This window comes from Psychromonas sp. CD1, from assembly GCF_002239585.1.
Taxonomy (GTDB): Bacteria; Pseudomonadota; Gammaproteobacteria; order Enterobacterales; family Psychromonadaceae; genus Psychromonas.
Genome location: NZ_NDFH01000002.1, coordinates 256,151 through 270,614, shown reverse-complemented (window position 1 = coordinate 270,614; position 14,464 = coordinate 256,151). Strand labels below are relative to the sequence as shown.

The window sequence follows — 14,464 nt, the reverse complement described above, 5'->3', positions numbered from 1 at the left end:
TATTTATGGTAGCCATGAGTTTTATAATGATCAAGTTTTTACACTGATTTTAAATTACGCAACATTATTATTTTACAATTGAAAATTACAAAAAAAACATTATTGCTAAATGTAGCTAAATACATAACCCTTTTAATAGTTCAACCTTCCTTTTTAGATTGAATTACTAACTTATTAATTCCCAATAACAATTTCATCTCACATGCACTTTAAGGTTGACGCTTAGGTTAGCGCTTTATCCCTAGTATTTTGAGCTTATGTCTAAATCTAAAGTATGATATTTCTTTGCGACAACATAGCCAGTTCATGACGAACAACGGCTTAAATTTTTACGGGTACACTTAAATAATAAAGATGGAAATGCCATATTAAACAGTAGTTTAACATGAGACTGGAACGATGCGCTCAGATATTTTGTGAATTTACTTCTTGTTTAGGGGGCGCATATTTTTTATATTTACCGTGAACGAGTAACTGCGCCTATAAGATAGAGACTGCGAATAAAACATTCTCACTTTATTCGCTTATTAATGCTCACCTCTAAATTCATAAATATCAATTTGGTATTCTAATTAACCTTACGAGTACACAATACGACCTGGTTTTCTCTGCGATGCGTCAACTCAAAAGCAGTCTATTTCTACACGATAAATATATCCTCGCAAAATGACGACTAAAATTCATTTACAGAGTAATTAATACATCAAGAAACTTGTTCTACCATTTCCTTTAAATCGTCAAAAACAGCCGTAGCTAAGGCTTCAGCCTCTGTCGTAAGTGTTTTTCCTGAGCGAACTAAATAATTATTTTTGACACCAGCTGCGATTCCCGCTTGTATATCGGAAATTTTATCACCCACTAATATAGATTCCGTCACATCAATATTTAACTCTTCTATCGCCTCAAGTAACATACCTGGTTTAGGTTTCCGACAATCACATTCTACTTTATATTTCCCACTTCCTTGCTCTGCATGATGCGGACAATAATAAATGCCATCTAAATTTACACCTCTATCAGCAAGTGACCAATCCATCCATTCTGTTAATCGATGAAACTGCTCTTCGGTGAAATAGCCACGCGCAATACCCGACTGATTAGTGATAAGAACTAATAAATAACCCTTTTCTTTAAATTTTTGTAGGGCATCTATCACGCCATCAATAAATTCAAAATCATCAATTTGAGAAATGTATCCTTTATCGACATTGAGCACGCCATCTCTATCAATAAAAATGGCACGTTTTACGTTATTTACTGTCATACTGTTTCCTATTATATTTTCATCGATACTATTATCGTCTTTTTTTATCTATTATAAAGAATTTATTATGCAACGTTTTATTATTATATTTACAACATTATTCTTAAGTGCTTGTAGCCAATATCCTTTTTCATCTAATGTTGATAAACAAAATTTTGTCACTTACTTTAAACCCAGTAGTGTTCTTATTTACAGCAAAGAAGAAGCAAAAAAATTAAATGTACAATGGAAAGGCACCGTAACCGGTAGTAGCTGTCAAATAAACGTCAACGATCGTCCCGCTAGCCAGAGCGATGCTCGCACTAAAGCACGCATTAATGCAGCAAACTTAGGCGCGAACGGCATTGTTTTTCAAACATGTTTAAATTTTGATGCTGATAGCAGTTGTCTATCTAATGTAATTTGCTATGCACGTGCCCTTTCCGTAGAAATAGATGAATAACAATGCTTAATACTATCGCGATTGTACATAGCCCCTACAAAGAAAAATTTGCCGTACCTCGTCAACCAGGATTAGTACCTAGTGCCAAAGGTTTACTCGAAATATTACCGCCTTACAATGATCCTAATGCGTTCTCTGGTTTAGATGATTTTAGCCATATATGGATAATGTTTCTTTTTCATAAAAACAAACCCGTAAAAAAATGGAGCCCTATGGTCCGGCCACCTCGTTTAGGCGGTAATAAACGAGTTGGCGTTTTCGCGACACGCTCACCTAACAGACCGAACCCTATCGGTTTATCTTTACTTGAATATCATGGCATGTTCCAAAAAAAAGGTAAATTATTCTTACGAATAGGTTGCCTTGATCTTGTTGATGGCACCCCTATTATTGATATTAAACCTTATATCCCTTATGCAGATGCCAAACCCAATGCCCTCGCAGGATTTGCGCAACAAAAACCACAGAGTTTAATGCAGATTCAATTTTCAACAGCGAGTTTAAATTTTTTACAGAATGAGCCTGAGCTAGAGATTTTAATCAGAGAAGTCTTACAACAAGATCCGCGACCTGCTTATAAAAAAAACAAAATCGATACTAAAACATATGCAATGTACTTGCTCGACTTTAATGTTTTCTGGCAAAGTGAGGGAAAAATTAGCACGGTTATCTCTATCGAATATCATTCTTCGCAAATAAATATCCACTTATAGCGCCGGAAAGCGAGCCTAATAAATGACCTTCAAAAGAGATCCCTGAACGTATCGAGAATAGTCCAAAAATAAGCCATCCATAAAAAAAAACAGTTAAAATGGCAATGCTAAGATGTAAAAAGTTTTTACACACAATGCCATAAACAATTAAATATCCCCAAAAAGCATAAATAATGCCACTCATTCCTACATGTACACTCTCTCCTCGAGCAAATAACCACACCAAAAGTCCAGTACAAAATAATTGTATTATAAATAAGTAATAAAATCGTTTTACATCTTTAATACCAACCAAACTTGAAAAAATAATAAAAGGAAAAAAATTACTCCATAAATGTAAGCCACTGACATGTAAAAAAGGTGCAAAAAATATCCCAAAAAGCATATTATTAGAACGAGGATAGATCCCATATTGAGTTAAATGCATTGGTAAAAACGTATTTATCGTCAAAATAAGTAAACAAATCATCATGATGAAGAAACTTGCTTTAACACTTTGTAGATACTGCTTCATTTAAGCTCCATTTTTATATAAAATCTATCTTTTATATTGACCTGAAAACTTAAGGATTACCATGCGGACCACTCAGTATTTACTTTCAACTAAAAAAGAAGCGCCTAGCGATGCGGTTATTATCAGCCATCAGCTTATGCTACGTGCGGGTATGATCCGTAAATTAGCATCAGGTTTATACACTTGGTTACCTACAGGTCTACGAGTATTACGTAAAGTTGAAAGTATTGTTCGTCAAGAGATGGAAAGAGCGGGTGCTATCGAAATATTAATGCCAGTAGTACAACCGGCGGATCTTTGGGTAGACACCGGTCGCTGGGATAAATATGGTGCCGAATTATTGCGCATAAAAGATCGCCATAACCGTGACTTTGTTCTGGGTCCTACACATGAAGAAGTTGTAACGGATCTTATACGTAAAGAGATCAATAGCTATAAACAGCTACCGATTAATTTATTCCAAATTCAAACTAAATTTAGAGATGAAACACGCCCGAGATTTGGTGTTATGCGCTCTCGTGAATTCACCATGAAAGATGGTTACTCTTTCCACCTTGAACACGATTGCTTAGAAAAAACATACAAAAAAATGTTTGATGCATATTGTCGAATATTTGAGCGACTAGGCCTTGAATATCGCTCCGTCATAGCTGACAGTGGCAGTATTGGTGGAAGTTCATCTCATGAATTTCATGTCCTAGCTAAAAGTGGTGAAGATGCAATCGCATTCTCAAGCGATAGCGATTATGCTGCAAATGTAGAGAAAGCTGAAGCACTTGCACCAACATATACTCGCCCAGCTGCCACCCAAAACATACAAAATGTAGAGACACCAAATGTCCATACTATCGCCGATGTCTGTCAGGCATTAAATGTAATATCGACACAGGTATTAAAAACATTATTAGTAGAGGGCATTGCAGACGAAGGACAAGATACACCTATCGTCGCTCTTGTTTTACGTGGTGACCATAGCTTAAATGAAATTAAAGCCGCAAATATTAAGGGTATTGCAAGCCCACTTGTTTTTGCAAATGAAAAACAAATACAAATGGCTGCTGGGTGTGAAGCGGGATCTATTGGTCCAATGGGATTATCTATTCGTATCATCGTGGATTTAAGCGCCGAACGAGTAGCAAACTTCATTTGTGGTGCCAATGAAAATAATCAACATTTAATCGGTGTGAACTGGGATAGAGATGTTAAAGATTATGAAAAAGCCGATATTCGTAATGTACAAGAAGGCGATCTTAGTCCATGTGGTAAAGGTATATTAAGTATTACACGTGGCATTGAAGTCGGTCATATATTTCAATTAGGTAAAAGCTATGCCGAAGCATTAAATGCCAGCGTACTAAACCAACAGGGAAAAAATCAAACACTGACTATGGGCTGTTATGGGATTGGTATTTCTCGTATTGTAGCAGCTGCCATTGAACAAAATAATGATGATAATGGTATTATTTGGAATAAAGCACTGGCACCTTTCTCGGTTGTCATTGTTCCTATGAATATGAAAAAATCACATCGTGTCGAAACTTTGGCTGAAAGATATTACACAGAATTGCAAGCAGCCGGAATAGAAGTGTTGTTTGATGATCGCAAAGAGCGCCCTGGAGTGATGTTTGCCGATGCAGAGTTGATAGGTATTCCACATATGCTTATTATCGGTGAGCGCAGTATTGACAATGGTGTGATTGAATATAAGAACCGTAAATCGGGTGAAAAACAAAACATCAATATAGATACAGTTATTGAATTTATTAAATCGAAACTAAATTAAGATTTATTACCCTTCTAAGCCAGTATTTTATACTGGCTTTTTTTAAAAAAATATCATTAGCGAACTCTATTTTTTAAACTCACAAACATTGCATTCACTAACACAAACTGGTATAAATTTTTAAAACGGAAGGTTTCATATACTAATTCATTGTAAAAAAAATCGTTCAGTTTATAATTAAATGACTCTCTATAACCATAGGCGAACTAATCCATGCAATATAATACATCTCTTCTTTGTGATATTTATGCAGACACTATTGATGTTGTTGAACCTTTACTCACTAATTTTGGTGGGCGGAATTCATTTGCAGGTGAAGTTGTCACTGTAAAATGTTTTGAATCGGTAGGAATGATTTATAAGGCACTCGAAGAAAATGGAGCCGGTAAAGTTTTATTAATTGACGGTGGTGGCTCTTTACGTCGCGCATTGATTAATGTACATATTGCAGAGCTTGCCATTGAAAATGGTTGGGAAGGCATTGTAGTTAATGGTTGCGTACGGGAAGTTGAGCAACTTGAAGAACTCGATTTAGGCATTCAAGCCATTACTGCAATCCCCGTCGGGGCAGAAGATACTGACGTCGGAGAAATTAATGTACCCATTAACTTTGCAGGCGTTACATTTTTACCTGAAGATATTCTATATGCAGATAGCACGGGTATCGTTATTTCACCAGAGCCTCTTGAGATAGATGAGCTTGAAGAAGAAGAAGAATAAAATAACGACCTCAGACGATTTTTTAAAGAATCCGATGTATTATATTTTTTAATTGAGCGTCAAATCAGAGAATAAACCCATGCATAGTAATTTCGCTATGCTTTGGTCTATACCGATGAGCTATTAGGTGTTTGATTTTACCCTAATAGCCTATGTTTAATATTATTAAAAATAGGCTATTACACAACTTTTAAAGTAATACGATGTAAGTAGATATACTTTAAAGCATACATTCAGCCTGTTCGATTTTCCCAACTAATGCACTTAAGCGAGATTGCCATTGTAAATGTTCATCGGCAAGTTTCATGTTTTCAGCTTGCAATAAATCGTTCTTGCTCGCTAACCCTATTTTGTCCTCTTTTAAATCTTCAACTTCCATTTGTAGTAATGCAATGCTATCAACAGCATTTTGAATTTTACTTTCTAGTTTTTCCAATAGATCTAATGTCATTTAATTCGCCCCTTAAAGGAATTTATTCAATTTTCTGAGAGTAAGCATTCCCGCGATTTTATTCAACCTTTGTTTTACATTTAGCTAAATAAAAACAAACATGTTGCTATTTTGACACTTTTAAAGCGTATTGTGAAAAACAAATACAGAATTTAGTCTCTTTTTTAAGATAGCAACACACCAACGGAATTGTTTATCCAATCAACAAGTATTGTGCCACACTCTAATATATATGCAAAATGCTTGGTTATCACTCATTTTGTCATAAACATTTAGATCAATGCTACTTTACACTCTCAATTTTATGAATTAACGAACCTGAAGTCGAGATAATGATAAGAATTAAAATAAATCAAAAAAGTGCCTGCTCCACAATCTGATGGTTTATAAAAAATAGGAATTACAGAGTGTGGAGAATATACAATGGGCTCATTTTTCGATTTTAAACTTCATCTATTGATTAATCTTAAAACTGAAATGATTTCTTTGAATATTATGCGGTAACACTAACGAATTCCAATGCTCGATTTATATGAAATTTTTACCGCTACGACACACAAAGAAGAAATACGTAGGATAAAAATTAAGTAAAACATTGACCTTATCAGATATTTAACGGATAAAATTTTAAGTAATAGCCTGATACAAAATACTTTACTCGAACTATACTATCAAAAACTTATACAACAGACACAATGAATTATCAGCTAAAAACATATACCGAATAGAGCATAGCTGTCATCTTAATAAAACAGGTTCATTTCCTCACGATTAAATGCAGTGCCAAAAAAGACTAAAATCATAAACGACGTACGTTACTAATATCTTCTAATTGACTTAATTTATTTATTAATTTATTAATATCTTCATTATTTTTAACTTCAATATTTAAGTCCATCACCACCAATCGATATTTAAAGTTAGAAGAACTATTCAGACTCAACATTTTCACTTTTTCATTACTTAAAAATGTCGTAATATCTTTTAATAAACCATTTCTATCTGAAGCTTCAAGGCGAATAGTTAATACATACCCAGAGCTTTGTTCCGTACCCCATGTCGCCACAATAATACGCTCTGGATGTACCTCACGTAAATCTTCGAGTTGCACACATGTTTTACGATGCACCGAAATACCTCGTCCTTGCGTGATGTAACCTTCTATTTCATCGCCGGGTACGGCTTGACAGCAGCGAGCAATAGAATGCATTAAATTACCCACACCATCAATGATAATGTTATTTCCAGAGACTTTTACAGGGAGTGAGCGTTTACGTTTTTCTAAAGCTTCAAGTACAGCGAAATCTTGTTGTTCTAATGTTTGTTGATGATAATGATCATTTAAAAAATGTAATAACTGGTTAATGCGTAAGTCGCCGTTACCGATTCCTGCAAAAATATCCTCGGCGCAATTTACATTAAAGCGGGCAATAGCAGGTGCGACATCTGCTAATTTAAGCTTTATTTTATAAAGCTCAACTTCAAGTACTTCACGTCCAGCTTGCACATTTTTAGCTCTGTCTTGTTTTCTAAACCAAGTGGATATTTTGTGTCTTGTACGTGGTGTTTTAATATAACCTAACGACAAATTCAACCAGTCTCGGCTTGGATTCGGCTCTTTTTGAGTTAATATTTCAATTTGGTCGCCCGTTTTAAGCTGGTAAGTAAACGGTACAATACGATTCGATATTTTAGCACCAATACAACGATGTCCAATTTGACTATGAATATAGTAAGCGAAATCAAGAGGGGTTGCACCTGCGGGAAGATCAACGACTTCACCTTTTGGGGTGAAAACATAAACGCGATCATCAAAAACCTGACTACGAACTTCTTCAATTAATGAATCATCCTCTGCAATATCTTCTTGCCATGCCAATATTTTACGTAACCATGCGATTTTTTCTTCATAGCCACTTGAGGCCTTGCCCCCTGCATTGCCTTCTTTATATTTCCAATGGGCAGCGACGCCAAGCTCTGCATCATCGTGCATTTTTTTCGTACGAATTTGCACTTCGATAGCTTGTCCATTTGAACTTAAAACCACCGTATGAATAGATTGATAACCATTGGCTTTAGGATTTGCAATATAATCATCAAACTCACTTGGGATATGATGCCATTGCGTATGAATAGCGCCGAGGGCTGCATAACAATCTTGTAATTTATCCACGACTACTCGTACTGCTCGTACATCAAAAAGCTCTTCAAATTTAAGGTTTTTTTTCTGCATTTTTACATAAATACTGTAAATATGCTTAGGCCGGCCATATGCGGCCCCTTTCACATGAACGTTTTCTAATAACTCTTGAATACGCGTGACAAATTCCTGAATATGTTTTTCTCTATCTATACGTTTTTCAGCAAGCAGCTTTGCTATTTGTTTATATATTTTTGGCTGTAAATAATGAAAAGCAAGATCTTCTAATTCCCATTTTAATTGGCCTATACCAAGCCGATTTGCAAGAGGAGCATAAATAGAGGTAACTTCTCGTGCCAATCGAATTTTCGTTTCTTCGCTGGAATTTTTTACTTGGCGTAAATAACAAATGCGTTCGGCTAATTTAATTACCACTGCACGTACATCTTCGACCATCGCAAGCAACATATGCCGTAAATTTTCAACTTGTGAGGCACTTATTTTATCTAGCCCTTGATATTGTAATACTCGGAAACCTTCCATTTCCGCAGCACCACAAACCAACTTAGCAATACGCTGATGCCACAACTCATGCACTTTCTCTACGGTTAATATTTTATTATCTAAAAGAGGAAAAATGAGTGCGGCATTTAGCGTATCGAGATCCATATTTAAAGTCACTAAGATTTCAACCATCTCAGTGCCCAATTTCAATAATTCAAATTGTTTTGAATCCGAACACAATGCGATAATCTTTTCATAGTTATCTAATAAACTGTGTTGATCAGAAATGCTCATATTGAGTGTCGTCACCCATTTTTGAGGATTTTTTTGTGCTGTTTGATAAAAATGTGTATCGCGAACAGAAACCATTTGAAACTCCAATATTCGATAGCAACCAAAATATTCTAGAATATTTACCAAAAAACCTTTACTCTTTTTTGTTCTGACAACCCCACTGCCTCTTTTATTTTTACACTTACCTAACAACGTAAAAATAATGCCATCGATTCCATATGCTTTGTTTGAGGGAACATATCTAATAAACCTAATTTATCTAATTTATAGCCGTTTTCAAGTAATACAGAACTATCTCTTGCAAGCGTCACCGCATCACATGAAATATATACAATATGTGAGACCTGTAATGATGCAATAAATTCCATACAATTTAAAGCGCCAGCACGCGCAGGATCTAACAATACTTTTGAAAACTTTTGCTGCGCCCATATCTGCTTATTAATTTGTTTATTATTTAAATCAGCTTGATAAAAAACCGAGTTAGAAATATGATTTAAGCGCGCATTTTCTGTCGCCCTATCCACCATTTTTTGTACTCCTTCCACACCGACCACGGTTTTTACCTGACGTGCTATCGGTAAGGTAAAATTACCTAAACCACAAAAAAGATCTAATACACGATCGTCAGCTTCAAGCGCTAACCATTGCAAAGCTTGTGCCACCATTTTTTTATTAACCTCTGCATTTACTTGCAAAAAATCAGTGGCGGCAAATATAAATTTACAATGCCATTCAGGCAGAGAATAAGAGAGTTTATGCTCTCCTGAGCATAACTTAAATTCATTGGCTTGGGCTTGTATAAAAAAATTTAATTGGTGTGCTTTTGCAAAATTAGTAATGCAAATAATATCTTTTTCAGAAAATGCCTTTAAATGTCGCAATAATATAACGACACCTTGCTCACTCTCTAATAATTCAACATGCCCCAGATGTTCTTTAATCTGTAAACTATTTAGTAAGGCATACAAAGGTACGATTAACTTTTCTAATTGTGGTAATAAAACCGGACATACTTTTTGTTTTATAAGTTTATTGGTTTGCGCAAAACGAAATCCCATATCTAACTCTTTACGTTTCCTATCATATTGTAAACCAAATCTCGCAGTGCGACGATAACCCCAAGGAGAACCCGAAATAAAAGGTTGTAAAATAATATCTGATAACTTAGCAAAACGTTTAAATAAATGCCCGAGTCCGGCCTCTTTAATCTGTATTTGAGTACTTTGATCAATATGCTGTAACTGACATCCTCCACAATCTTTATAATGGAGACAATCAGGTGAAATACGTAACGTACTCATTGTATTTATTCTTTTTACGCTTCCCTTTAAATAGCGTTTTTTATCTTCTGAGACTTGCACATCGACGCACTCATCCAATAAAACGCCTTCTATAAAAATAGGTTTTCCGTGCACATGACCCATTCCTCGTCCTTGATGATCTAACTTTTCTATTTTTATATTTTTATAAATACGATTTTTTGTACTATTTTTAGGTATTGCTTTGAAGAACTGAGCCATAAGTATTTCACAGGTTAGGCAAGCTATGCCATCATAGCTTTAACGACACTATTGTCCCACAAACAAAGATTAAAAGTTAGAAGTATTACCTATGAGAAGATACGGTTTACGAGCGCAAGTTATTATTTACACCCTTTTACCTACGATACTGATAGGGGGGGGGTTAGCTGCATATTTTACTTTCCACAGATTTCAGCAAGCAAATGATTATTTAATTAATTTTGCCATTAATATTACAGAGCCTTTAGCAATCACCAGTGAATATGGTATGCAAGATGATACACGTACAATATTACGCAGAGTAACAGGTGCAACTCACCGTAAAAACAGCCGTATAATAAAAAGTTTAACTATTTTTGATGCCGACAATCATGTATTTGTTACCAGTAATTATCATCGTGGTTTTGAAATCCAACGCCTACCCGATGGCGTTGAAATACCAAAGTATACGACTATTTCATATTACGGTGACAATATAATCGTACGCACTCCCATTATTGCACAAGGGGACTTTCTACAATACCAACTTACTTTTGATAACTCCCAAAAAATACTGGGTTATGTCGCCCTAGAAGTAAATCACTCAAGCGTTGAGTTATTATTATATCGAGATATTGTATTTTCATGTAGCATCGTTTTTCTAGGTATTCTCTGTAGTCTTTACTTTGCATTTAGACAAGCTCAACGTATTACAGCGCCTATTTCTAAAATGGTAAGTGTGGTTGAAAATATCAGTCTAGGTAGACTAAATTCTCGAGTGGAAGGCGTTTACACTGGCGAAATAAATGCATTACAACAAGGTATTAATGAAATGGCTCTCGCCATGTCGAAACACCATAAAGAGATGCAAGAAAGTATTGATCTGGCCACGAGTGAATTGCGTGAGACTTTAGATCAAATGGAAATACAGAATATAGAGCTCGATCTTACCCGTAAAAAAGCACAACAGGCAGCACAAGTTAAATCTGAATTTCTCGCGAATATGAGTCATGAACTGCGCACCCCTTTGAATGGGGTGATAGGTTTTGCACGCCAATTACTTAAAACAAAAATGAGCAGCCATCAACTAGATTACTTAGAGACTATTGAACGCTCAGCCGCGAACTTACTCAATATTATTAATGATATTTTAGACTTTTCAAAAATTGAAGCGGGTAAACTTTTACTTGAAAAAATACCTTTTGATCTTCGAGATTGTGTTGACGAGACCATGGCGTTATTAGCGCCAAGTGCCCATGAAAAAAATCTTGAATTAAGTGTATTCATTGATGTAGAAGTCACCCAATCTGTTTTAGGCGATACCATGCGCTTACAACAGATCCTTACAAATTTAGTTGGCAATGCCATTAAATTTACCCAACAAGGCAACATTGAAGTTAAGATACAACAACTCGCCGATAAAAATAATATTATTACCTTAAAAATAAGTATTACAGATACGGGTATTGGCATCTCCAAAGCTCAACACTCTCAAATTTTCCGAGCCTTTGAACAAGCGGACAGTAGTATTACACGCCAATATGGAGGCACTGGATTGGGCTTGGTTATCACTCAAGAATTAATTCATAAAATGCACGGTAAAATACATTTTGATTCGATTGAAAATCAAGGATCTACTTTTTGGTTTACGATAAAACTTAAAAAAAATAGTTCAAATATTCTTAGTTTCTTATCGACCAAACACCTACAAAATAGCAATATATTAGTCTTTGAACAAAATGAACCTTCTGCACGCGCTTGTCAGTTATTGCTTTCCCAGTGGGGCTCTATCAGCACGATTGTAAGCACAGACAAACAATGGATAAAATCCTTACATAAAAATTATGAAAGCATTGTAATAGGACATAGTAATAACGCTGATATACCCGCACTTCTAACACGTATTGACCAAGCTCAAGACTATACTAAAAACGTTATTGTATTAATAAATAGTAATAATATTAGCCTTTATGAACATTTGAAATCGCCCTCAGTTAGCCATTGTCTATGTAAACCAATTAATCATAAAAACTTCGCAAATGCTCTACTTGAAAATCAGCATAAAAAACCTAGGCTAAACTTATTAAAAAAACATAAATGCGTCACTAGAGAATACTTATCAGTACTTGCAGTCGATGATAATCCCGCAAATTTAAAACTTATATCTGTGATGTTAAAGGACATTGCAACACACATAGTAACTTGTGTTGATGGGTTAGAAGCCGTTGAAATTGCTACAAAAGAAAAATTTGACCTCATATTTATGGATATACAAATGCCTCGCTTAGATGGTATCAATGCTTGCTCTTTGATTAAAAAAGAAAGTAAGAATAAAAAAACGCCGATTATCGCAGTAACCGCTCACGCCTATCCCGAAGAAAAAGAACAATTTTTACAACAAGGGATGGATGATTGTTTGGCCAAACCCATTGATGAGCGAGCCTTAAAAAAAATAATTCAACGCTGGTTTCCTAAAAACATTGAAAATGAGATTAAAACAATTAACACTCAGCAGACAGAAAATAAAAACATGTCGTTTAATTGGATTTTAGCTGTACAACAATCGGCAGGAAAAGAAGATCTTGCTAAAGAAATGTTAATATTACTACTAGATGAGTTTCCTAATATAAAGAAAAGTACTCAGAATTTTATACGCTCGACAAAACAGCAAGCCTCTTTTACTAAGATAATACATAAATTCCACGGGGGCTGTAGTTACAGCGGAGTGCCCAGACTGATTAAAATTATTAAAGAGATTGAAAAAGGTCTGCATAAAAATCAAACAAAAGAGCAACTAATGCCTGAACTTCTTGAGTTATTAGATGAACTTGAAAATGTAAAAAATGCTATCCCAAAACGTTTATAAATAAATAAATAAATACGTGTATATTACCCATGATGCAGCGATATTAACTTAAATATAAAGACGAACCATTGGGCTGAATATTGGCATACTATATCCATCTAATATGCCATTTCCTGTGTTAATTAACAGAATCATCAAAATATAATTGCCGTGATGGTAATGCAAATTCAGCATTATTCTGAGCGACTATATCTGCTATTTTCAATAATATATCTTGTTTTATTTCGTGAAAACGAACCCAATTAGTTGTTTTCGTAAAGGTATAAATAAAGAAATCCAAAGAACTATGATTAAAAAGATCAAAGTTAACAATAATCGTTTGTCGATTATCAATTTCAGGATGTTTTTCTAGCATATCTCGCACATTTTTAATGATATTCTCAATCACATTTATATCGCAATAGCGCAATCCAAATGTTTCTTTTATGCGACGGTTACTCATTCGAGATGGGTTCTCAACAACAATTTGAGTGAATAAACTATTTGGCACATATAAAGGACGTTTATCAAAGGTTCTAATTCGAGTAACACGCCAACCAATATCTTCTACTGTACCTTCTATCGATTTATCTGGACTACGGATCCAATCACCAACACGAAAGGGTTTGTCTAGATAGATCATAAGAGCACCGAATAGATTCGACAACAAATCCTTACCTGCCATACCGACAACAATTCCTCCCATACCACCAAAAGCAAGTAAACCAGAAATACTGACACCTAATGTTTGAATAATAGCTAAAGTTAGAATAACCCAAATTGATAATTTTCCTAATTTAGCCATAGCAACAACAGTCGTTGTATCTTTATTTTCAATCGCAACAAAAGTACTTTCAGCTTTTTTAACTAAACGCCAAAAAGCCCAAAAAATCAAAAATAAAATAACTATTTGTTGTACTGTCGGAAAATATGTAGCCAGACTAATTTTTAATTTATCAGCTAAAATACGCAAGGTCATCGAGACCCCCATTAAGATTAGCAACCAATTAATTGGTCTATGAATCGCAAACCATGCGATTTTATCCCAATAATTAACTGTCCGTTCAATAATCTTTTCTGTTTTTTTAGAAAACATACCCCATGAGATCAAAAGTAAAAATGCAATAATAAAGACCAATGCAATATTAAGGATCCAATTTCCAATATTAAGAGAAATCAATAATTGTTGTAAATATAACTCAGTTTCTTCAATCACAGATTTATTCCTTTATTTAAAAAAGCCCACTTTTGATACTATCAAATGCGGGCTTATTTTAAAATATAATGATGAT

The 14,464-nt window shown here is 34.8% G+C and carries 11 protein-coding genes; 5 read left to right on the top strand and 6 right to left on the bottom strand.

Annotated elements, in window-relative coordinates; translation table 11 throughout:
• Window positions 1-703: 703 nt before the first annotated feature.
• Window positions 704-1,264, bottom strand: coding sequence for a D-glycero-beta-D-manno-heptose 1,7-bisphosphate 7-phosphatase (gene gmhB / locus B8W84_RS01425; RefSeq protein WP_094751548.1), 561 nt, complete (start codon window positions 1,262-1,264; stop codon window positions 704-706).
• A 67-nt stretch (window positions 1,265-1,331) separates the two neighbouring features.
• Here gmhB and rcsF point away from each other — a divergent pair, with 67 nt between their 5' ends.
• Window positions 1,332-1,706, top strand: a complete 375-nt coding sequence (rcsF, locus tag B8W84_RS01420; protein ID WP_257797879.1) for an Rcs stress response system protein RcsF — start codon at window positions 1,332-1,334, stop codon at window positions 1,704-1,706.
• Between the two features lie 2 nt (window positions 1,707-1,708).
• Window positions 1,709-2,419, top strand: a complete 711-nt coding sequence (gene tsaA / locus B8W84_RS01415; protein WP_094751546.1) for a tRNA (N6-threonylcarbamoyladenosine(37)-N6)-methyltransferase TrmO — start codon at window positions 1,709-1,711, stop codon at window positions 2,417-2,419.
• Here tsaA and B8W84_RS01410 read toward each other — a convergent pair.
• Window positions 2,379-2,933, bottom strand: a complete 555-nt coding sequence (locus B8W84_RS01410; protein ID WP_094751545.1) for a rhomboid family intramembrane serine protease — start codon at window positions 2,931-2,933, stop codon at window positions 2,379-2,381. The two genes, tsaA and B8W84_RS01410, sit on opposite strands and share 41 nt — an antisense overlap.
• A 61-nt stretch (window positions 2,934-2,994) precedes the next feature.
• Here B8W84_RS01410 and B8W84_RS01405 point away from each other — a divergent pair, with 61 nt between their 5' ends.
• Entirely contained in the window at window positions 2,995-4,716 is a 1,722-nt protein-coding gene (locus tag B8W84_RS01405) for a proline--tRNA ligase (RefSeq protein WP_094751544.1), read from the top strand.
• Between the two features lie 213 nt (window positions 4,717-4,929).
• Window positions 4,930-5,436, top strand: coding sequence for a ribonuclease E activity regulator RraA (gene rraA, locus B8W84_RS01400; RefSeq protein WP_094751543.1), 507 nt, complete (start codon window positions 4,930-4,932; stop codon window positions 5,434-5,436).
• Between the two features lie 220 nt (window positions 5,437-5,656).
• Here the strand turns inward: rraA and B8W84_RS01395 are convergent, their stop codons facing one another.
• The 3 genes from B8W84_RS01395 to rlmD form a co-directional block, all read right to left on the bottom strand.
• On the bottom strand, window positions 5,657-5,887 hold the full coding sequence (locus tag B8W84_RS01395) for a cell division protein ZapB (RefSeq protein WP_094751542.1): 231 nt from the start codon (window positions 5,885-5,887) through the stop codon (window positions 5,657-5,659).
• A gap of 799 nt (window positions 5,888-6,686) precedes the next feature.
• On the bottom strand, window positions 6,687-8,900 hold the full coding sequence (gene relA, locus B8W84_RS01390) for a GTP diphosphokinase (RefSeq protein ID WP_094751541.1): 2,214 nt from the start codon (window positions 8,898-8,900) through the stop codon (window positions 6,687-6,689).
• A 110-nt stretch (window positions 8,901-9,010) separates the two neighbouring features.
• Window positions 9,011-10,348, bottom strand: a complete 1,338-nt coding sequence (gene rlmD / locus B8W84_RS01385; RefSeq protein WP_094751540.1) for a 23S rRNA (uracil(1939)-C(5))-methyltransferase RlmD — start codon at window positions 10,346-10,348, stop codon at window positions 9,011-9,013.
• Window positions 10,349-10,439: 91 nt separating this feature from the next.
• On the opposite strand from rlmD, the gene barA reads away from it, so the two are divergent.
• Window positions 10,440-13,193: a two-component sensor histidine kinase BarA gene (gene barA, locus B8W84_RS01380; RefSeq protein ID WP_094751539.1), complete on the top strand. Its 2,754-nt coding sequence runs from the start codon at window positions 10,440-10,442 to the stop codon at window positions 13,191-13,193.
• 118 nt (window positions 13,194-13,311) lie between these two features.
• Here barA and B8W84_RS01375 read toward each other — a convergent pair whose 3' ends face one another.
• Complete coding sequence (locus B8W84_RS01375) at window positions 13,312-14,388, bottom strand: mechanosensitive ion channel family protein (protein WP_094751538.1); 1,077 nt, start codon at window positions 14,386-14,388, stop codon at window positions 13,312-13,314.
• Window positions 14,389-14,464: the final 76 nt, after the last annotated feature.

Coding starts and splice junctions, on each gene's coding strand:
- relA (WP_094751541.1), bottom strand. CDS start 8,900: ATGGTTTCTGTTCGCGATACACATTTTTATCAAACAGCACAAAAAAAT.
- rlmD (WP_094751540.1), bottom strand. CDS start 10,348: ATGGCTCAGTTCTTCAAAGCAATACCTAAAAATAGTACAAAAAATCGT.
- rcsF (WP_257797879.1), top strand. CDS start 1,332: ATGCAACGTTTTATTATTATATTTACAACATTATTCTTAAGTGCTTGT.
- B8W84_RS01395 (WP_094751542.1), bottom strand. CDS start 5,887: ATGACATTAGATCTATTGGAAAAACTAGAAAGTAAAATTCAAAATGCT.
- gmhB (WP_094751548.1), bottom strand. CDS start 1,264: ATGACAGTAAATAACGTAAAACGTGCCATTTTTATTGATAGAGATGGC.
- rraA (WP_094751543.1), top strand. CDS start 4,930: ATGCAATATAATACATCTCTTCTTTGTGATATTTATGCAGACACTATT.
- tsaA (WP_094751546.1), top strand. CDS start 1,709: ATGCTTAATACTATCGCGATTGTACATAGCCCCTACAAAGAAAAATTT.
- B8W84_RS01410 (WP_094751545.1), bottom strand. CDS start 2,933: ATGAAGCAGTATCTACAAAGTGTTAAAGCAAGTTTCTTCATCATGATG.
- B8W84_RS01405 (WP_094751544.1), top strand. CDS start 2,995: ATGCGGACCACTCAGTATTTACTTTCAACTAAAAAAGAAGCGCCTAGC.
- barA (WP_094751539.1), top strand. CDS start 10,440: ATGAGAAGATACGGTTTACGAGCGCAAGTTATTATTTACACCCTTTTA.